Source organism: Candidatus Cardinium sp. cByotN1 (assembly GCF_022810525.1).
Taxonomy (GTDB): Bacteria; Bacteroidota; Bacteroidia; order Cytophagales; family Amoebophilaceae; genus Cardinium.
Map to the genome: position 1 here is coordinate 1 of NZ_JAACGG010000122.1, position 18,532 is coordinate 18,532.

General features: G+C 39.6%; 14 protein-coding genes and 5 tRNA genes. 15 read left to right on the forward strand and 4 right to left on the reverse strand.

What is annotated here, in order from left to right:
• Positions 1-234: 234 nt before the first annotated feature.
• Both MUW73_RS03640 and MUW73_RS03645 read right to left on the reverse strand, forming a co-directional pair.
• Positions 235-717, reverse strand: a complete 483-nt coding sequence (locus MUW73_RS03640) for an NUDIX hydrolase (RefSeq protein ID WP_243017912.1) — start codon at positions 715-717, stop codon at positions 235-237.
• A 304-nt stretch (positions 718-1,021) separates the two neighbouring features.
• A tRNA-Arg gene (locus MUW73_RS03645) sits at positions 1,022-1,095 on the reverse strand.
• A gap of 118 nt (positions 1,096-1,213) precedes the next feature.
• Here MUW73_RS03645 and MUW73_RS03650 point away from each other — a divergent pair.
• The 15 genes from MUW73_RS03650 (at position 1,214) to fabG (ending at position 16,335) form a co-directional block, all read left to right on the forward strand.
• Positions 1,214-2,035 (forward strand): hypothetical protein, encoded by an 822-nt coding sequence (locus MUW73_RS03650; RefSeq protein ID WP_243017913.1) that lies wholly within the window; start codon positions 1,214-1,216, stop codon positions 2,033-2,035.
• 172 nt (positions 2,036-2,207) lie between these two features.
• Positions 2,208-2,288, forward strand: a tRNA-Tyr gene (locus MUW73_RS03655).
• Positions 2,289-2,323: 35 nt separating this feature from the next.
• Positions 2,324-2,396, forward strand: a tRNA-Gly gene (locus MUW73_RS03660).
• A gap of 17 nt (positions 2,397-2,413) precedes the next feature.
• Positions 2,414-2,488: transfer RNA gene (locus MUW73_RS03665), tRNA-Thr, on the forward strand.
• A 102-nt stretch (positions 2,489-2,590) separates the two neighbouring features.
• Complete coding sequence (gene tuf / locus MUW73_RS03670) at positions 2,591-3,778, forward strand: elongation factor Tu (protein WP_243017914.1); 1,188 nt, start codon at positions 2,591-2,593, stop codon at positions 3,776-3,778.
• 135 nt (positions 3,779-3,913) lie between these two features.
• Positions 3,914-3,986: transfer RNA gene (locus tag MUW73_RS03675), tRNA-Trp, on the forward strand.
• A gap of 11 nt (positions 3,987-3,997) precedes the next feature.
• Complete coding sequence (gene secE, locus MUW73_RS03680) at positions 3,998-4,189, forward strand: preprotein translocase subunit SecE (RefSeq protein WP_243575266.1); 192 nt, start codon at positions 3,998-4,000, stop codon at positions 4,187-4,189.
• Positions 4,190-4,205: 16 nt separating this feature from the next.
• Positions 4,206-4,760: a transcription termination/antitermination protein NusG gene (gene nusG, locus MUW73_RS03685; RefSeq protein ID WP_243017916.1), complete on the forward strand. Its 555-nt coding sequence runs from the start codon at positions 4,206-4,208 to the stop codon at positions 4,758-4,760.
• 188 nt (positions 4,761-4,948) lie between these two features.
• Entirely contained in the window at positions 4,949-5,392 is a 444-nt protein-coding gene (gene rplK, locus MUW73_RS03690) for a 50S ribosomal protein L11 (RefSeq protein ID WP_243017917.1), read from the forward strand.
• Positions 5,393-5,403: 11 nt separating this feature from the next.
• Positions 5,404-6,096 carry a 50S ribosomal protein L1 gene (gene rplA, locus MUW73_RS03695; RefSeq protein ID WP_243017918.1) on the forward strand — a complete coding sequence of 231 codons (693 nt, stop codon included), beginning with the start codon at positions 5,404-5,406 and terminating at the stop codon, positions 6,094-6,096.
• A gap of 4 nt (positions 6,097-6,100) precedes the next feature.
• Positions 6,101-6,640, forward strand: a complete 540-nt coding sequence (gene rplJ, locus MUW73_RS03700) for a 50S ribosomal protein L10 (RefSeq protein ID WP_243017919.1) — start codon at positions 6,101-6,103, stop codon at positions 6,638-6,640.
• Positions 6,641-6,697: 57 nt separating this feature from the next.
• Complete coding sequence (rplL, locus tag MUW73_RS03705) at positions 6,698-7,075, forward strand: 50S ribosomal protein L7/L12 (protein ID WP_243017920.1); 378 nt, start codon at positions 6,698-6,700, stop codon at positions 7,073-7,075.
• A 142-nt stretch (positions 7,076-7,217) separates the two neighbouring features.
• Positions 7,218-11,057, forward strand: coding sequence for a DNA-directed RNA polymerase subunit beta (gene rpoB / locus MUW73_RS03710; RefSeq protein WP_243575267.1), 3,840 nt, complete (start codon positions 7,218-7,220; stop codon positions 11,055-11,057).
• A 40-nt stretch (positions 11,058-11,097) separates the two neighbouring features.
• A complete protein-coding gene (gene rpoC, locus MUW73_RS03715) occupies positions 11,098-15,393 on the forward strand; it encodes a DNA-directed RNA polymerase subunit beta' (protein WP_243575268.1) in 4,296 nt (1,431 codons plus the stop codon).
• Between the two features lie 195 nt (positions 15,394-15,588).
• Positions 15,589-16,335, forward strand: a complete 747-nt coding sequence (fabG, locus tag MUW73_RS03720; RefSeq protein ID WP_243017923.1) for a 3-oxoacyl-[acyl-carrier-protein] reductase — start codon at positions 15,589-15,591, stop codon at positions 16,333-16,335.
• On the opposite strand, the gene fabD is transcribed toward fabG, so the two are convergent.
• Both fabD and trhO read right to left on the reverse strand, forming a co-directional pair.
• Positions 16,328-17,203 carry an ACP S-malonyltransferase gene (fabD, locus tag MUW73_RS03725; RefSeq protein WP_243017924.1) on the reverse strand — a complete coding sequence of 292 codons (876 nt, stop codon included), beginning with the start codon at positions 17,201-17,203 and terminating at the stop codon, positions 16,328-16,330. The genes fabG and fabD overlap by 8 nt on opposite strands.
• A 355-nt stretch (positions 17,204-17,558) precedes the next feature.
• Positions 17,559-18,371, reverse strand: coding sequence for an oxygen-dependent tRNA uridine(34) hydroxylase TrhO (gene trhO / locus MUW73_RS03730; RefSeq protein ID WP_243018760.1), 813 nt, complete (start codon positions 18,369-18,371; stop codon positions 17,559-17,561).
• Between the last annotated feature and the right edge of the window lie 161 nt (positions 18,372-18,532).

Below are 18,532 nucleotides of genomic sequence, written 5' to 3' on the forward strand. Positions count from 1 at the left end.
AAAAACAGGAACCTTTCTGCCATCCCTCCCGGCAACTGTTTTTCTTTTCATCTGTAAACGGCGCTTGCTGATCGTACTTTTTTCAAAAGGCGCGTTCTTTTCCTAGTATAAGCCATAGTGGTGAATGGAAACATAAAAATAATTAAAAATTCCTTAAGTTGACGCCATTATCTGTTCCTGACACTGGTAAAAAATTCATTTTTTAACAGTGTCAGGAACAGATACCTATTTTGACTAGTACCTTAATAGATTCGATGCTAGTATTTCTTTTCCACCTGGAACTAAGTTTAATTGTTTGGCTTCTTCTAGATCAACCCATAGGTAATCTGTATGTTCCTGATTGAGCACAACTTCATAATCATATGGTTGATATCTAGGTAAAACTGCTTTAAATAAATGGAGTAAATAGTCTTGTTTTGGTGTAAGAATCCTTACATAAATAGTTTGCACAAGATGCGTCTCCTTTGGAACCAGTAAGATGCCGGTTTCTTCTTCTGTTTCTCTTATAACTGCTTGAAGAGGTGTTTCGTTTTGTTCTAACTTTCCACCTGGCATGCACCATGTGTTGTTTGCAGTTGTGTAGTTATTTCTTTTTAACAATAATATTTTTTGATTACATACTATGTAGCATGTGGCTACCGATTTGACAGGGTTGAAATGCTCTATTAACAATGGGTCAAATGCAAAAAGACCACCTTTAAATAATACTGGTTTCATTGGAGATTCATTTAACGGATCTTTTACATCTATATCTGATTTATTTATATCTGATTTATTCTGTATTAGACCCTCTAATAGGCTCTGCCTAACGGGAGGAACAAGTTGATAACCTAAGTAAGATAGTAAAAATACTAGAAATTACTTTGCTAGTGAAACATGATTTTATTGACCTTGAATAGCAAGCTATTAGCTAGTGATAGGTACTATCGGTGTTGCCGTATCATTGGGCGAAATAGGGGTCATTTGAGTGAATAGATACAAGCGCTCGTTGGGGTCGGGTCAAGCTGAATGGATACAAATGTGGACTTGAAGGGATTCGAACCCCTAACCGCTGCATCCGTAGTGCAGTGCTCTATCCAGTTAAGCTACAAGTCCAACATAAGGTGCTATGCAAATTTAACAAACAAAAATTTATTTCAAACTAATATTTTGAGATATTTAAAAAAAAAAGTACTTTTGTTAAAGAATATTTTACCCTAAAAATATTATATAAATGTACATAAGAAAAAAAATTTTCACCCTGCTATTGTTTTTTGTTGCAGTTTATACTGGCCATGCAGTTTCTCAAGATTTTCCATCTCCTACTGTTGTCGATACGCCAGAGCAAACAGAACCTGACACCTATCTGCCACCTATAGAAAACTATCCTAGTCTGATGATAGAGCTGCTAAAAGCTGATTTTTTATACAGTTTAGATTCGACTCTATCTATACCTTTTCAAAAGGTGAAAAAATTAGATTGGTCTAGTTTATTGCGTAAAAATGGAGCATTTTTATATTCCATTCGTATTAATAAATCCCGTTTTGCCTTGTCTCTAGGGTGTGGTTGGAGTACTTTGTACTATGCTTTTACGGGTAGGCAGGAAGGTGGTGATACCATCTATATGACTCTTAAAAGAAGCGATGTATCCCGTACAGATTGTGAAGATTTAGTTAATGAAGCCGGTAAAAAATATGCTTATTCTGCTATTAACATTCCTTTCATTGACTTTTTATTCAGACTTCGATTCAATAGTGTCTTACATGAACCTAAAGCAGGCTTTCATGGTTGGTTAGGGGGTAAAGTAGGCGTACGTAGGCCCGCTTCTACCATAACCCATTATGAAGAGTATAAGGATCCAGGCGCTTCTTCAGTTTGTGAAGGTAATTTTAATCTTAAAAGACTTGCGTTTGGCATTCAGGCTGGAATAGGCTATCACCGTTTTGGTTTAGTAGGTGGTTTTAATTTGACACCTCTTTTTGAAGGCAAAGAAGGTCCTGTTAATGCTCATCGACTCAGACCTTTCTCCTTGGCTATTTATGTAGATCTGATATAGGTTGTTTACTAGTAATTAGTATGCCTTTTAGGGGCTCCATCGTTAAAAAAAGTGTTATTTTGCTTATCCATTTTATTCCTTTTGTATAAGGGAAATATTTTTCGTAGCTTTGCTAGACCTATTTAGGTAGTGGATCTGCTATATTTCCCTTGCCTTTTTTATTGCCTTTTTAGGGGAGATGCCAGAGCGGCCAATTGGGGCGGACTGTAAATCCGTTGCGTAAGCTTCGAAGGTTCGAATCCTTCTCTCCCCACTTTTAGGTAGTAGTAGTTTTTAGAGCAGTATAAAGCGGGAGTAGCTCAGTTGGTAGAGCGGCAGCCTTCCAAGCTTCAGGTCGCGAGTTCGATCCTCGTCTCCCGCTCTTTAAGTTGCTATAGGGCCGGTGTAGCTCAGTGGTAGAGTGCTTCCTTGGTAAGGAAGAGGTCACGGGTTCAAGTCCCGTCATTGGCTCCACATTGGAATAGATTTGAGGAAGCTGGTTTTGATAGGTCCAAAAAAGTTATTGTATAAACTATTTATTTTTATTTTATTGAAAATCTAACGAATTATTAAGCTATGGCAAAGGAAACATTTAATCGATTAAAGCCCCATGTAAACATTGGCACAATTGGTCACGTTGACCATGGCAAAACAACTCTTACAGCTGCTATTACTACTGTTTTGGCTAAAGCAGGCTTGGCAGAAAAAAAAGAGTTCTCAGCCATTGATGCTGCTCCAGAAGAAAAAGAACGAGGTATTACTATTAATACGGCTCACGTAGAATACCAAACCCAAAATAGACACTATGCCCACGTGGATTGTCCAGGCCACCGAGATTATGTTAAAAATATGATTACAGGTGCTGCCCAAATGGATGGTGCGATTCTCCTAGTGGCAGCTACAGATGGTGCCATGCCTCAAACCAGGGAGCATATTCTTTTAGCTAGTCAAATTGGTGTCCCACGCATTGTAGTGTTTTTGAATAAGGTAGATCTAGTAGATGATCCTGAAATGATTGAGTTGGTAGAGCTTGAAGTTAGAGAACTATTAAATGCTTATAAGTTTGATGGTGATAATACCCCTATTATTCGTGGTTCTGCGCTAGGTGCTTTGAATGGAGAGCCCCAGTGGGAAGCAAAAGTGGAGGAGTTGATGGCTGCAGTAGATACCTATATTCCTCTTCCTGTCCGATTGGTAGATCAAGACTTTTTAATGCCTGTAGAGGGTACCTGTACGATTACAGGTCGTGGAACTGTTGTAACGGGTAGAATTGAAAAAGGTGTGATTACCACAGGTAGTCCGGTTGAGATTATTGGTATGGGTGCTGAAAAATTGACTTCTACGGTTACAGGTGTAGAAATGTTCCGAAAAAACCTAGATAGGGGTGAGGCTGGCGATAATGTAGGGCTTTTGCTTCGTGGTATCGATAAATCTTCTATTCAGCGTGGTATGGTTGTTTGCAAGCCAGGCAGTGTAAAACCACATAGTAAGTTTAAAGCGGAAGTCTATGTTTTAACCAAGCAGGAAGGAGGGCGTCATACACCATTTTTTAACAAATATAGGCCACAGTGCTACTTTAGAACAACAGATGTTACCGGTGAAGTAAAGCTTCCTGCAGGGGTTGAAATGGTCATGCCAGGTGATAACGTTAACTTGGAAATTATGCTTATTCATAGTATTGCCATGGAAGTAGGTTTGCGTTTTGCCATTCGTGAAGGGGGTAGAACAGTAGGCGCTGGAAGGGTTACTGAAATTATTGAATAAACTGTTTTTCTGTTCTCTTGTTGCTGATTTAGTAAGCATTACTCGCTTATGCTGCGTAATCTTTCTATTCCAGACTATGACAAGGTTAGCCAAGAAAAAACCCGCCCTTGTAAAAAGTTGTGGTATATAAATCATACGGGTGTAGCTCAACTGGTAGAGTGGTGGTCTCCAAAACCATAGGCTGGGAGTTCGAGTCTCTCCACCCGTGCATAAAACAATATGTCAAAAGCAAAAATATTTATACGAAATCTAATACAAGAAGTAAAGTATAAGATTACTTGGCCTCCCTACCATAAGTTGCAAAGTAGTTCTCTACTCGTGCTTGTAGCCTCTTTTATATTTGCGCTTCTTATTGGGCTCATAGATTGGTCTTTAAAAAAAGCTTTCGTGTGGTTTTATAATGCTTTTTAAAAAATAGACGAATGGAATGAATGCATTACAGTGGTACGTGCTTAAAGTAGTCACTAAGCAAGAAGAAAAAATAAAAGCTAATCTACAAGCGGAGCTTGTTAGGGAAAATTTGCAACCTATTGTTGGTGAGCTATTAATACCCTACGAAAAGGTATATGAAGTCCGTGCTGGGAAAAAATATGTAAAAAGTAGAAACTTGTTTCCTGGTTATATATTTTTGCAGGCAGATTTATCAAATGGTCTTCTGGTACAGTTACTAAAAAGTATAACCGGTGCTTTAGGCTTTTTAGGTGTTAAGGGATGGCGTGGTACACCTGTTCCGCTGAGTCAAGCCGAGGTAGATCGCGTGATAGGTAAAGCCAATAGCCTTGAGCCTAGCCATCTAAAGTTGAATACGATTTTTGCGCTGGGAGAAGTAGTTGAAATTATAGATGGTCCTTTTGCAAGCTTTTCTGGAAAAGTGCAAGAGATTTTTGAAGAAAAAAAAACACTAAACGTAGTTGTTAAAATTTTCGATGAGCGGAGTACGCCTGTAGAATTAAGCTATACGCAGGTTAAAAAGCTTTTTTAACAGACTTTTTGCCAAGTGTTTTTTAATAAATTTAAAAGAAGCGTATTCAAGTAAAGTAGCATACTAAATATATTTTTGACGAGCATAGACAAGCTTCGACACCAAAATGACCATTGGAAATAGGTCTTCAAACAGGTCTAATCAGTTAGCGCATCTGTGCTAAAGGTTTTTATAAAATGCATACAATTATGTCTAAGCCAATTTTAGGTTACGTAAAGTTACGGGTTAAGGGAGGGGCAGCCAATCCATCTCCCCCAGTAGGTCCAGCACTAGGTAGCAAAGGTATCAATATTATGGAGTTCTGTAAGCAGTTTAATGCTAGAACAAAGGATCAACAAGGGGAAATTGTACCTGTCATCATTACCGTTTATCAAGATAAGTCTTTTGACTTTATCATTAAAACTTCCCCTGCTGTTATTTCAATTATGAAGCTGGCACAGATTACAAAAGGCTCTCCTGAGTCTAATAGACGTAAGGTAGCTAGTATTAGTTGGGAGCAAGTCGGGCAAATTGCAACAGATAAATTGCCAGATTTGAATACCTTAAATGTGCACGCTGCCATGCGTATGATAGCTGGAACAGCAAGAAGTATGGGCGTTACCGTAGAGGGTACCCCACCTTGGGTTAAATAAAAGATAGGAACATGGCAATTCAAAAAAAAGCTAAACATAGCGCAGCAGTTTCTTCTAAAGAAGTCTATCATTTAAGTGAGGCTGTTCAAATGGTGCAAAAAAACACTTTTACAAAGTTTGATGCCTCCATGGATGTGGCCATTCGCTTAGGTGTAGATCCTAAAAAATCTGATCAAATGGTAAGAGGAACGGTATCTCTGCCACATGGAACAGGTAAGTCCTGCAGAATCTTGGTGCTTTGTACAGCAGATAAAGAACAAGAGGCCACACAAGCTGGTGCAGACTATGTAGGGTTAGATGATTACATAGAAAAAATTGCAGCTGGTTGGACAGATGTAGATGTAATCATTACTATGCCAACTGTTATGGTTAAACTAGGTAAGTTGGGTAAAATATTAGGTCCTCGTGGCCTGATGCCTAATCCCCGGGTAGGTACCGTAACCATGGATGTGGCTAAGATGGTTAAAGAAGTCAAGAGTGGAAAAGTAAGCTTTAAAGTCGATAAGTATGGGATTGTACATAGTAGTATAGGCCGTGTTTCTTTCCCTCAAGAAAAGATAGTAGAGAATGTAATGGAGTTGTTGAGAGCGATTGTTAAGTTAAAGCCAGCCTCTTCGAAAGGGCTTTATGTAAATAGTATTAGTCTTTCTAGCACGATGAGTAGAGGCGTTTTCGTAGATAGGAGCATTGCCGTTGGGCTTTAGAAAAATGAAACGAGAAGAAAAATTACAGGTTATAGAAAATCTAGTGGAAAAATTTGCCACTTTTGACTGTTTTTATTTGGTAGACGCTATGGGTCTTACCGTAGAGCAGGTAAACAAATTTAGGAAAAGTTGCGCGCAGCAGGATATAGTCTATCAAGTAGCTAAAAATACCCTGATACAGAAAGCACTAGAGCGATCTGAAAAGTGTGCGCCTTATGCAGCCTCTTTTTCGACCATTTTAAAAGGCTTTTCTGGTATTTTGTTTAGCCGCGACAGTGGGCGTGCCCCTGGCAAAATGTTAAAAGCTTTTTTAGAAGCTGAAAAACTAAACCTTCCTGTTCTGAAAGGTGCTTCTATTCATGGTGATTTATTTATTGGCGTAGAGCACTTGGATGCATTGAGTAATCTAAAATCAAAAGAAGAGATTCTGGGCGATATCATGGGACTTTTGAAGGCACCTATTGCAAACGTTATGAGTGCGGTTCAATCTGGCCAGAGACGTTTAATGGGAGTAGTAAAGACTTTAGCGCAAGCATCTGCTTAACAAGCGAAGTTTTTCTCTTTTTATATCTATCTAAATTTTATTAAACCTTTATAAATTATGGCCGAGTTAAAAGTTTTAGCCGAACAGCTTGTTAATTTAACGGTTAAACAGGCAAACGAGCTATCTGATATTTTGAAAAATGAGTATGGTATTGAACCTGCTGCTTCTGCCCCTATGGTGGTAGCTGCTGGTCCTGCAGTGGCAGCTGAAGCAGTATCGGAAAAAACAGCATTTGATGTTATCGTAAAATCAGGCGGCGCTTCTAAGCTAGCAGTTGTAAAGCTAGTAAAAGAGATAACAGGCTTATCTTTGAAAGAAGCCAAAGACTTTGTTGATAGTGTACCCGCTACCATGAAAGAGAACCTTCCTAAAGAAGAAGCAGAGAGCATAAAAAGAAAATTAGAAGAAGCTGGTGCAGAGGTTGAGTTGAAGTAGCTGAATTAGCCTATATAATCCTGTTAACCCTTAGCCTATTTATTCTGCATAGGGCTGAGGGTTTATCTTTTTTGCTTCCTATAAATGATAAATTTGTAGCACTTTCGTAAAGAAAAAACAATCTAGTAAACAAAATTGCCATATGCCTTCTGCTGAAGCCCCTGCAAACTATACTGATTTGCTTGAAATCCAGTTAAAATCTTTTAGAGATTTTTTCCAGCTGGGTGTTAGTCCAGAAAATAGAATAAGTGAAGGCCTCTACAAGGTTTTTATGGAGCACTTTCCTATTGAGGATTCTAAACGGAACTACATTCTGGAGTTTATTGATTATAACCTAGAACTTCCTCAATATACTCCTAGAGAGTGTATTGAACGTGGTTTGACCTATGATGTGCCTTTAAAAGCAAAGTTACGCTTGTTGCAAAATGATGAACATACTGGAAAGTACGAAGGAGTTGAGCAAGAGGTCTTTTTGGGTAATGTTCCCTATATGACCGATCAAGGTTCCTTTATTTTAAGTGGTGTCGAGCGTGTGGTTGTTTCTCAAGTACATAAATCATCTGGTATTTTCTTTTTTCAGAATAAACACATTAGTGGGTCCAATGTTTACTCTGCTAAAGTGGTTCCTGCCAAAGGTGTTTGGATTGAGTTTTCAGTTGATATCAACTCGGTAATGTATGTCTATCTAGATAGGAAAAAGAAAATTCCTATTACCACCATGTTGCGTGCCATTGGCTACAGCAGTGATAAAGATATCTTAGATATATTTGGTCTTGCAGATGAAGTAGAAGCAAGTAGAGCTGTTTTATCGCAACATATAGGTCGTAAATTAGCGGCGCGGGTTTTAAAAAGTTGGGTAGAAGAGTTTATAGATGAGGAAACTGGTGAATCCTATCCATTCACAAGGTATGAAGTGCTTGTGGAACGTAATACGCCATTGGATGAATCCATTATAGAGGTCATTTTAGCTTCCGATGTGTCTTCTATTATATTGCATAAATCAGAAGCAACTTATTCCGACTATCACCTTGTTTACAATACTTTTGGGAAAGACAATACCAATGATACTAAGGAGGCCATAGATCAAATTTACCGCCAGTTGCGTAACGCAGATGCACCTGATGAGCAAACTGCTCGTGAAACCGTAGAAAGCCTTTTTTTTAGTAGTAAGCGCTATACCTTGGGTGAAGTAGGCCGTTATAGGATCAATAAAAAATTAAACCTAGATGTTCCAGTAAAAACTTGTGTATTAACACAAGAGGATATTATACAAATTATTCATTACCTGATCAGGGTAGTTAATGGTAAAGCAGAAGTAGATGATATTGACCACTTAAGCAATCGCCGTGTGCGTTCGGTTGGGGAACAGCTTTTTACCCAATTTGGTGTAGGGCTTTCTCGTTTGGCTAGAACCATCCGGGAGCGAATTAATATTAGAGATAATGAGCTATTTAAACCTGCAGATCTCATTAACGCACGTACCCTTTCTTCTGTGATCAATTCTTTCTTTGGTATTAATCCCCTTTCTCAGTTGATTGATCAAGTTAATCCATTGGCTGAGATTACCCATAAACGTCGTGTGTCTGCCTTAGGGCCTGGTGGTCTTTCTAGAGATCGTGCTGGTTTTGAGGTTCGTGACGTCCACTACTCCCATTATGGTAGGTTGTGTACGATTGAAACACCTGAAGGGATGAACATTGGTTTGATTTCTTCACTTTGCATGTATGCACGTGTCAACAATATGGGCTTTATCGAGACCCCTTATAGGCGGGTAGCCAATGGCAAAGTTGATCTGACGGGTGAGATCTGTTACCTAAGCGCCGCAGAAGAAGAATCTGCTAATTTTGCCCCTGCTAGTGTACGGTTAGATCCAAATGGCCAGATCCTAGATAGCCGTGTTAAAGTTCGAAGTGGAGATGAATATCCTTTAGTAAAGCCAGAGCAGGTAAATTACATGGATATTTCCAGTAGTCAAATTGCTTCGGTTGCTGCTTCTTTGATTCCATTTTTGGAGCACAATGATGCCAGTCGTGCCTTGATGGGTTCTAACATGCAGCGTCAGGCTGTCCCACTGATCCGACCAGATGTCCCTATTGTTTGCACGGGTGTAGAAAAACGAGTGGCTAAAGAGTTTAGAGGTTTACCTACTGCAGAGGGTAGTGGCTTGGTCACCTATGTGGATAGTAGAAAAATTGTAGTTCAGTATGATCGTTCACAAGAAGAGACACTCGTTGCATTTAATGAAGCTTCTGTAACCTATTCCATGGATAAGTTCAGGGGTACCAATCGCAGTACTTGTATTAACCTGTCTCCCATTGTTTCTAAAGGCAGTCGTGTAGCAAAAGGGCAAGTGCTTTGTGAAGGCTATGCTACTAAAAATTCAGAACTGGCACTAGGTAAAAATTTAAAAGTTGCTTTCTTATCTTGGAAAGGTTACACCTTTGAAGATGGTATTGTGATTTCTGAACGTATTGTTCGAGACGATGTTTTTACCTCTATTCATATCAAAGAATTTATTCTTGAGGTAAAAGATACCAAATTTGGTGCAGAAGAGTTGACCAATGAAATCCCTAATGTTAGTGAAGAAGCCATTGCCAAGTTAGATTTGGATGGTATTGTTAAAGTAGGTACAGAAGTTAAAGAAGGGGATATCTTAATTGGTAAAATTACCCCTAAAGGAGAGATAGATGTTACACCAGAAGCCAGGCTATTGAAAGCCATTTTTGGTGATAAAGCAGGTGATGTAAAAAATACTTCTTTAAGGGTCCCATCTGGTATGGAAGGTACTGTCATCGATACTAAAATTTTTTCTAGCCCTGAAAGAAGTAAAGAAAGTAAAGAAAAAGTTAAAAAAGAACTGGAGTTTTTAAAGAAAGCGCATGCCAAGCATTTAGTCAAATTGCGTGACGTAGCCATTAAAAAGCTCTCTGTTGTTTTAGATGGAGTGACTACTAACGGTATTTATCATCAATTTGGGGATGAAATTATTCCTGAAGGCATTAAACTTACCGCTTCATTAATTGCTGAGAAGCTTTTTCCTCCTAAGAATATTTACCGTGATGAGTCGCTTTATAATGTTCCAGCAGAAGCCAATTTAATTGGTGATCTTATCCCCAGTAATTGGACAGTTGATTCAGTTAAAAATGATCTAGTACAACGCATTGTAGCTAACTATGTTAAAGAATGTACCGAGTCTATTGTACGTTTTAAGCGTGAAAGGTTTACACTAGAAGCGGGCGATGGGCTACCTAAGGGCGTAGTAAAGATTGCTAAGGTCTATATTGCAGAAAAAAGAAAGCTTAAGGTTGGTGACAAAATGTCTGGAAGACATGGTAATAAAGGTATTGTTTGCAAGATCGTACCTCAAGAAGATATGCCATTCTTAGCAGACGGTACACCCGTAGATGTTGTATTGAGTCCATTAGGCTTGCCTTCTCGTATGAACTTAGGTCAATTATATGAAACTGTTCTGGGGTGGGCTGGTCATGCATTAGGTAAGCGTTATACCAATCCCATTTTTGAGGGTATGACCTTAGACGATATCTCCAATGAGTTGGACCTGGCTGGCTTACCTGCTTTTGGTAAAACAACGGTTTATGATGGAGGAACCGGCATGCCATTTAACCAAAAAGTTACGGTTGGCGTAGTCTATCTGCTCAAGCTGGCCCATTTGGTAGATGATAAAATGCATGCTCGTTCTACAGGTCCTTACTCTTTGATTACCCAACAACCATTAGGTGGTAAAGCCCAATTTGGTGGACAAAGATTTGGTGAAATGGAAGTATGGGCCTTGGAAGCATATGGTGCTGCCTACACCTTACAAGAAATGCTCAACACCAAATCAGATGATGTAGTGGGTAGATCTAAAGCCTATGAAGCCATTGTGAAAGGTAATAATATTCCAAAACCCAATTTATCTGAATCTTTTAATGTATTGATTCATGAATTAAGAGGACTAGGCCTTGAAATTACACTTGTATGATCATCCCTTCTTTATCTAAATCGCGTAGCAAGTTAACCATATGAAATTCAAAAAAAATAGGGCACAATCTGCTCAATTTTCTGGTATCGTTGCCAGTCTTTCCTCTCCAGAGGTTATTTTATCCCGTTCATCAGGAGAAGTCACTCTGCCAGAAACGATTAATTATAGAACCCACAAACCTGAAACCAAAGGATTATTTTGTGAGCGCATATTTGGCCCTATAAAAGATTGGGAGTGTCATTGTAGTAAGTATAAAGGCATTCGCTACAAAGGCATTGTGTGCGATAGATGTGGTGTTGAAATTACAGAAAAAAAGCAACGTAGAGAACGAGTAGGTCACATCGAGTTAGTGGTTCCCGTGACCCATATTTGGTACTTTAGAGTGTTACCTAGTAAAATTAGTTATTTGCTGGGTATACCTACTAAAAAAGTAGAGCAGATTGTCTACTATGAGCGTTATGTAGTGCTTCAACCGGGTATCAAACAACAAGATGGTGTAGCCCCTATGGATCTGCTCTCCGAGGATGAATATCTGGATATTTTAGATCAGTTGCCTCCAGAAAATCAATTATTGAGCAACTCAGATCCTAATAAATTTATAGCTTTAATTGGCTCAGAAGCTATTGAATCTATTCTAAAAAAACTTGATTTAGAAAAGCTTTCGGTTGATTTAAGGGAACAGTTACTTACTGATGCTTCTCAACAACGGCGCTTGGAAGTAGTCAAAAGACTAAAAATTGTAGAGGGTTTCAGGGATGTCCATAAAAAAGTGGAAAATCGTCCAGAATGGATGGTTATGCGCATATTGCCCGTTATTCCGCCGGAGTTACGTCCTCTTTTTTCTTTAGGAGGCGGTAAATTTGCGACCTCTGATTTAAATGATCTTTATCGAAGAGTGATTATTAGAAATAATAGACTCAAGAGGCTATTAGATATTAAGGCCCCTCAGATCATCATACGCAACGAGATGCGTATGTTGCAGGAGGCAGTAGATTCTTTATTTGATAATTCCCGTAAGGTAAATTCGGTTGCTTCGGAGGGTGTTCGCCCATTGAAATCCTTGTCTGATATGTTAAAAGGTAAGCAAGGTCGTTTTAGGCAGAATTTGCTCGGTAAGCGCGTGGATTATTCCGGTAGATCGGTTATTGTCGTAGGGCCTGAGTTGCGATTGCATGAGTGTGGACTACCCAAAGAGATGGCAGTTGAACTATTTATGCCTTTTATCATCCGTAGGCTGATAGAGCGTGGTGTAGCAGAAACTGTAAAAGTGGCCAAGCGATTAATAGAAGAAAAAGATCCTGTTATTTGGGATGTATTAGAGAATGTACTTAAAGGTCATCCTGTATTGCTCAACCGAGCACCTACCCTGCACCGATTGGGTATACAAGCATTTCAGCCTAAGTTGATTGAAGGTAAAGCTATTCAGTTACATCCTTTAGTTTGTACCGCCTTCAATGCCGACTTTGATGGCGATCAAATGGCTGTTCACGTTCCGCTTGGACAAGAAGCCATTGCCGAAGCCTCCTTACTCATGTTAGCCTCTTACAATGTATTGAACCCTTCTAATGGTGTTCCTATTACCATTCCATCCCGTGATATGATTTTGGGATTGCATTATCTAACCAAAGGTAGACGCGGTACACCCACTGATCCTGTGTTAGGAGAAGGTATGCGTTTTTATGCGCCTGAGGAAGTCTTGATTGCATTGGCTCATGATAAGGTAGCTAAGCATGCTTATATTCATCTTCGTCTTCCGTCCGCGTGTCCAGATGGAACCATTGCATATAAATTAGTAGAGACTACGGTTGGTAGAGTAGTATTCAATGAATATTGTCCGGCCGGTATGGATTTTGTGAATGAAACGCTTAATGTGCGCAACATGCAGCGCATTGTAACCGATATGTACAGTCAGTTTGGTACGGTGGTTACTGTTGAGTTTTTAGATAACATTAAAGCATTAGGGTTTAATACTGCTTTTAAAGCAGGAATGACTATTGGGCTAGATGATGTCAAGATACCAGCTAATAAACATCAACTGATTGCCCAAGCCACTACAGAGGTAGAGTCTATTTGGAGTAATTATATGTTGGGCTTAATAACCGATAATGAGCGATATAATCAAGTCATTGACGTTTGGACCAGAACCAATACCCGTATTACTAATCAGCTTATGGAACAGTTGGAGCGAGACCAAGACGCCTTTAACTCTGTTTATATGATGATGATTTCTGGCGCAAGAGGTTCTCGTGAACAAGTTCGTCAGTTAGGTGGTATGAAAGGATTGATTGGTAGGCCTCAAAAAAGTACACAAGGAGCTGTGGGAGAAATTATTGAACATCCTATTATTTCTAACTTCCAAGAGGGGTTAAATGTGATTGAGTATTTTATTGCTACTCACGGTGCTCGAAAAGGTTTGGCTGATACTGCCTTAAAGACAGCAGATGCAGGCTATCTGACCAGAAGGTTGGTAGACGTAGCACAAGACTTAACAGTCGTTGAAGAAGACTGTGGTACCCTTAAAGGGATTAATGTAACCGCTGTGAAAGTGGAAAATAGGGTAGTGGAATCACTGGCAGAACGTATTTTGGGTCGTGTCGTAGTGGAGGATCTTTTGGATCCTCAAACTGGATCTCTATTAGTTGCGCGTGGGCATGTTATTGATGAGCAAATAGCTGTTCATATCGAGTCGGCTGGCCTAGAAGGCGTATTGGTACGCTCCGTTTTGACATGTGATTTGTCTCAAGGAGTATGTGTAAAATGTTATGGCCGCAACTTAGCCACAGGCAATATGGTATCCGTTGGCGAAGCAGTTGGCGTAATTGCTGCCCAGTCTATTGGGCAGCCTGGTACACAGCTTACCATGAGAACCTTCCACGTAGGTGGTATTGCCTCTAATGTTACCGTTGATGCTAAGGTTAAAGCAAAGTATGCAGGTGTTGTGAATTTTGAAGACCTGATTATTACCAGCTATGTAGATGCCAATGGAGAGACCGTAGAAGTCGTTATGAGTCGTTCTTCGGAACTCCAAATTTTAGATAGAGATACAAGAAAAGTATTAACCAGTACCCATTTACCATATGGTGCCCATCTTAAAGTAAAAAACAATCAAGCTGTAAGCTATGACCAAGAACTTTACCATTGGGATCCTTATAACGTTGTTTTATTGGCTACTCAAAATGGAGTAGTTAATTTCTTAGGACTTGAGGAGGGTGTTACCTATCAGGAGGAGTTTGATGAACAAACGGGTCGTAAAGCCAAGGTAATGATTGAGTCTAGGGATAAGACTAAGCATCCAAGTATTGTCTTATCTGATGATGCAGGTGTAACCATTGCTTCTTATACCCTTCCTGTTAAAGCACAGCTTGCAGTAGAAATAGGTGATAAGGTCCATAAAGGGGAAGTATTGGCTAGAGTGCCTCGTATCATTAATCAATCTAGGGATATTACTGGTGGTTTGCCTCGTGTAGTCGAACTTTTTGAGGCTAGAAAACCTGCCAATACCGCTTTTATCAGTGAGTTAAGTGGCGTGGTAACCTATGGTGGCATTAAGCGAGGTAATAGAGAGATTTTCATTGAATCTAAGGAAGGTATACAGGTCAAATATATGATCCCATTGTCGAAGCACATCTTGGTTCAAGACAACGATTATGTGAAAGTAGGGGAGGTGATCACAGATGGTGCGGTAGCTGCTGCTGACCTTTTGGTGACAAAAGGACCACTGGTTGCACAAGAGTATATCATGAATGAGCTACAAAATGTGTACCGCTTACAAGGTGAGAAAATCAATAACAAACATATCGAAATCATCATCAAGCAGATGATGCGTAAGGTAGAAGTACTCGATCCAGGTGATACTACGATGTTACATGGGCAAGTTATTGATAAGGTTAAATTCTTTGAAGAGAATGATAGAATTCGGGATAAGTCTATTGTAGTATCTCCTGGAGATTCTAAGTTATTTAAACAAGGGCAATTTGTTGCTTCTAGTAGGTTGCAACAAGAGAATGATAAACTCAAGCAGCAAGGATTAGTGCCTGTAGAAGCCAAACCAGTAGAACTAGCTGTTGCGCAGCCGAAGTTGCAAGGTATTACACAAATCTCCTTGGCTACAGAGAGTTTCTTATCGGCAGCTTCTTTCCAAGAAACCGCTAAAGTACTCAGTGATGCGGGTATTAGTGCTAAGTATGATAGGCTAAAAGGATTGAAGGAAAATATTATTGTAGGTCATTTGATTCCTGCTGGAACCGGTATGCGCCGTTATGAGAAGTTGGTGGTAACGCCTAAGAAAGAGTACGACGCGTTAGTTGCTGCTAAATCAAATGCAAAGGTATTGTAAGCTTACTTATTTCTTAATAAAAAGTAAAAAAAGCTCCTCTAAAAAGTTGTGATCAACAAACCAGGTAACTGTGCTTTTTCCGGCTATACAATCTCCTTGCAGTAAATTTTTACCATGCGCTTGCTAGTTGTATTATTCCGCTAAACTGCCTCTTTTATAGTAAGTAAAAATTCTGATATAAGCGCTTTGTATTTTATGCATCTAAAAGGAAAAAAAGTATTGATTACAGGGGGATCAAGGGGCATTGGTAAGGCCATTGCACTAAAGTTAGCAGAAGCAGGCGGCGATATTGTCTTTACCTATTGCGGTTCTGATTTGGAAGCGGTACGAGCCACAGAAGCGGCATTACAAGCTTTTGATGTGAAGGTGCAAGCCGTATACGCAGATGCCTCTGATTTTGATGCTACCCATAAAGTAGTAGCAAATATGGTAGCCCAATTTGGTGGATTGGATGTATTGATTAATAATGCCGGTATCACTAAAGACAACTTACTATTGCGGATGCCCGAAGCAGATTGGGATGCGGTATTAAATGTAAATTTAAAGTCTGTTTTCAATACAGTGAAGGCATCCATGAAAACCTTTCTCAAGCAACGCAGTGGTTCTATCATCAATATAGCTTCTATTGTAGGCATTAGTGGTCATGCTGGGCAAGCCAATTATGCGGCCTCCAAAGCTGGTATGATTGGTTTTACTAAATCGATTGCTTTAGAACTAGGCAGTAGAAATATACGTGCCAATGTTATTGCACCTGGTTTTATAGCAACTGCCATGACTGACCAACTAGATTCGACGCTTCAACAAGCATGGAGCGAAAAGATTCCACTTAAGCGAGTGGGGCTTGCAGCAGATGTGGCTAATTGTGCTCTGTTTTTAGCTTCTGATGCATCGAGCTATATTACAGGGCAAGTCATTCAAGTAGATGGTGGGTTGCTTACATAGCCCTAGTTGATAGATCAGGGGCTATTTTTCGAGCTAATCCTTGTAGAACCGTCCCTGGACCACATTCAATAAATTCCGTAATCCCATCTTTTATCATCTGCTTAATGGTTTGGGTCCAATAAATAGGGGCTACCAGTTGTTGGACTAGATTTTTCTTAATGATTTGAGGATCGGTAACAGGCAACCCTGTAACATTTTGGTAGATTGGACAGATGCCTTTAGTAAAAGGAATGGCTGCAACTGCTTCCGCAAAACTTTCCTGCGCATGGGCCATAAGTGGTGAGTGAAAGCCTCCTGCTACTTGTAGGGGTATGACTTTCCGGGCACCTGCTTTATGTAAGGTTGCTGTGGCTAGAGCTACACCAGCTTGACTTCCAGAGATAACCAATTGTCCAGGGCAATTGTAATTAGCAGGAACCACTATTTCTGCTGTAATCTCTTCACAAATCGATTCTACTACCTCATCCTTTAGACCCAGTACAGCAGCCATTGTACCTGGAAAAAGCGTACAAGCTTTTTGCATCGCTCTGGATCGAACCCCTACCAAATGTAAGCCATCTTCAAAGGTGATCACTTTGTTGGCTACTAGTGCGGCTATTTCACCTAAAGAATGACCGGCCACAGCGGCTGGATGAAAGTTATCATTTATATGAGCAGTAATAACGGCATGTAAAAAGATGGCAGGTTGGGCCACAATTGTTTGTTTTAAGCTGTCCTGATCACCTTCCAACATGATTTTTGTAAGCGCCATGCCTAAAATCTGATCAGCTGTTGCAAACATGGCACGTGCTTGGCTGCTATGGCCATAAAGTATTTGGCCCATCCCTACATATTGACTGCCTTGACCAGGAAATAAATAACTTTTCATTGATACCTAAACTTGATTGCTTATCCACTCTTTTATCAAGAAAAAAGTGGGGTAAAAAGGCTTTTTTGAATCATATCGTCAATAGGCAATGGCCTCCACTTAAGGATGCCCACGATTGGTACATTTAAGCCGTAAGGCATTTTCCTCTTACTTTTTTTTTGATAAAAAATTAAGCCCTTATTTTACAAGGGGTGCTTTTTTCGAAACATAGACATAGTATTATATATATTATCGGCGCCCATAAGCTAGATTACCTACTAATCATCCATTCAAAAAAATACTATTCTATTTAATAATCAACGAAATAGAATCCTTAAGTTGCTGCCATTGCGCGAACAGATACAAATAAAATGCTTTATTTGTCTTTTGAACAAAATTTACATCGGAGACCGGGTTTGTAATCGTCATCTAGATCTTCTTTTTTTAAAGGCATACGGCAGCCATAACAAAGCAGCGCGCTGCCTTTTTTTAATCCATGGCCTAGGGATATGCGCTCATCAAAAACAAAACACTCCCCTTGCCATCTCGATGCATCTTCTGCAGTGTGAGCTAAATATTGTAAAATGCCCCCACTTAGTTGATATATCTCTTTAAAACCATTGGCCAACATATAGGCAGATGCTTTTTCACATCTGATGCCCCCTGTACAGAACATAGCTATCGGCTGATCTTTATAGGGTTTTAAATGGGTTTCAACAAAACTAGGGAATTGGCTAAAGTAGGTTGTTTCAGGATTGATGGCACCTTTAAAGCTCCCCAACCGATATTCGTAATTATTTCGAACATCAATCACAACAGCTGCTTGATCTAATCTATTATTCCAGTCTGCTGCTACAACATGGCGGCCACGTAGTGACATGGATAGCGGCTTTGGTTGGTGCATGGTGATAATCTCTTTTTTGATTCGGATCTTTAGGCGGCCAAAGGGCTTGTGGGTTGCCTGAGAATATTGATACCACAAATTATCAAATGATGGCATAGCTTCTATCTCAGCCATGGCCTTATCTAATAGATCCGGTAGGCCAGCAATCGTACCATTAATCCCTTCTGAAGCAATAAGCAGGGTACCTGTTAAGGCTTGACATATCGATTGAAGTTTTTGCTGTAGGGCTATTAGGTTATCTAGTGGTACAAACTTGTACAAAGTGGCTACTTTAAACATATGCATGGTATTATCTATGGATTAGACTTTAATTTACTCCAAATTTAGCTAAATTCTAATCATAAATCATACTTTGAACCTCTTGTTATAGATGGCTAGTAAATGGTATGTAGCCGTTCACCACTATGGCTTATGCTAGAACAAAACGCGCCCTTTGAAAAAAGTGC

Excerpts from the sequence above, each read along its gene's own strand:
- fabG (WP_243017923.1), top strand. The coding sequence starts at position 15,589 with ATGCATCTAAAAGGAAAAAAAGTATTGATTACAGGGGGATCAAGGGGC.
- trhO (WP_243018760.1), bottom strand. The coding sequence starts at position 18,371 with ATGCATATGTTTAAAGTAGCCACTTTGTACAAGTTTGTACCACTAGAT.
- fabD (WP_243017924.1), bottom strand. The coding sequence starts at position 17,203 with ATGAAAAGTTATTTATTTCCTGGTCAAGGCAGTCAATATGTAGGGATG.
- secE (WP_243575266.1), top strand. The coding sequence starts at position 3,998 with ATGTCAAAAGCAAAAATATTTATACGAAATCTAATACAAGAAGTAAAG.
- rplK (WP_243017917.1), top strand. The coding sequence starts at position 4,949 with ATGTCTAAGCCAATTTTAGGTTACGTAAAGTTACGGGTTAAGGGAGGG.
- MUW73_RS03650 (WP_243017913.1), top strand. The coding sequence starts at position 1,214 with ATGTACATAAGAAAAAAAATTTTCACCCTGCTATTGTTTTTTGTTGCA.
- rpoB (WP_243575267.1), top strand. The coding sequence starts at position 7,218 with ATGCCTTCTGCTGAAGCCCCTGCAAACTATACTGATTTGCTTGAAATC.
- nusG (WP_243017916.1), top strand. The coding sequence starts at position 4,206 with ATGAATGCATTACAGTGGTACGTGCTTAAAGTAGTCACTAAGCAAGAA.
- tuf (WP_243017914.1), top strand. The coding sequence starts at position 2,591 with ATGGCAAAGGAAACATTTAATCGATTAAAGCCCCATGTAAACATTGGC.
- rplJ (WP_243017919.1), top strand. The coding sequence starts at position 6,101 with ATGAAACGAGAAGAAAAATTACAGGTTATAGAAAATCTAGTGGAAAAA.
- rplL (WP_243017920.1), top strand. The coding sequence starts at position 6,698 with ATGGCCGAGTTAAAAGTTTTAGCCGAACAGCTTGTTAATTTAACGGTT.
- rplA (WP_243017918.1), top strand. The coding sequence starts at position 5,404 with ATGGCAATTCAAAAAAAAGCTAAACATAGCGCAGCAGTTTCTTCTAAA.
- rpoC (WP_243575268.1), top strand. The coding sequence starts at position 11,098 with ATGAAATTCAAAAAAAATAGGGCACAATCTGCTCAATTTTCTGGTATC.
- MUW73_RS03640 (WP_243017912.1), bottom strand. The coding sequence starts at position 717 with ATGAAACCAGTATTATTTAAAGGTGGTCTTTTTGCATTTGACCCATTG.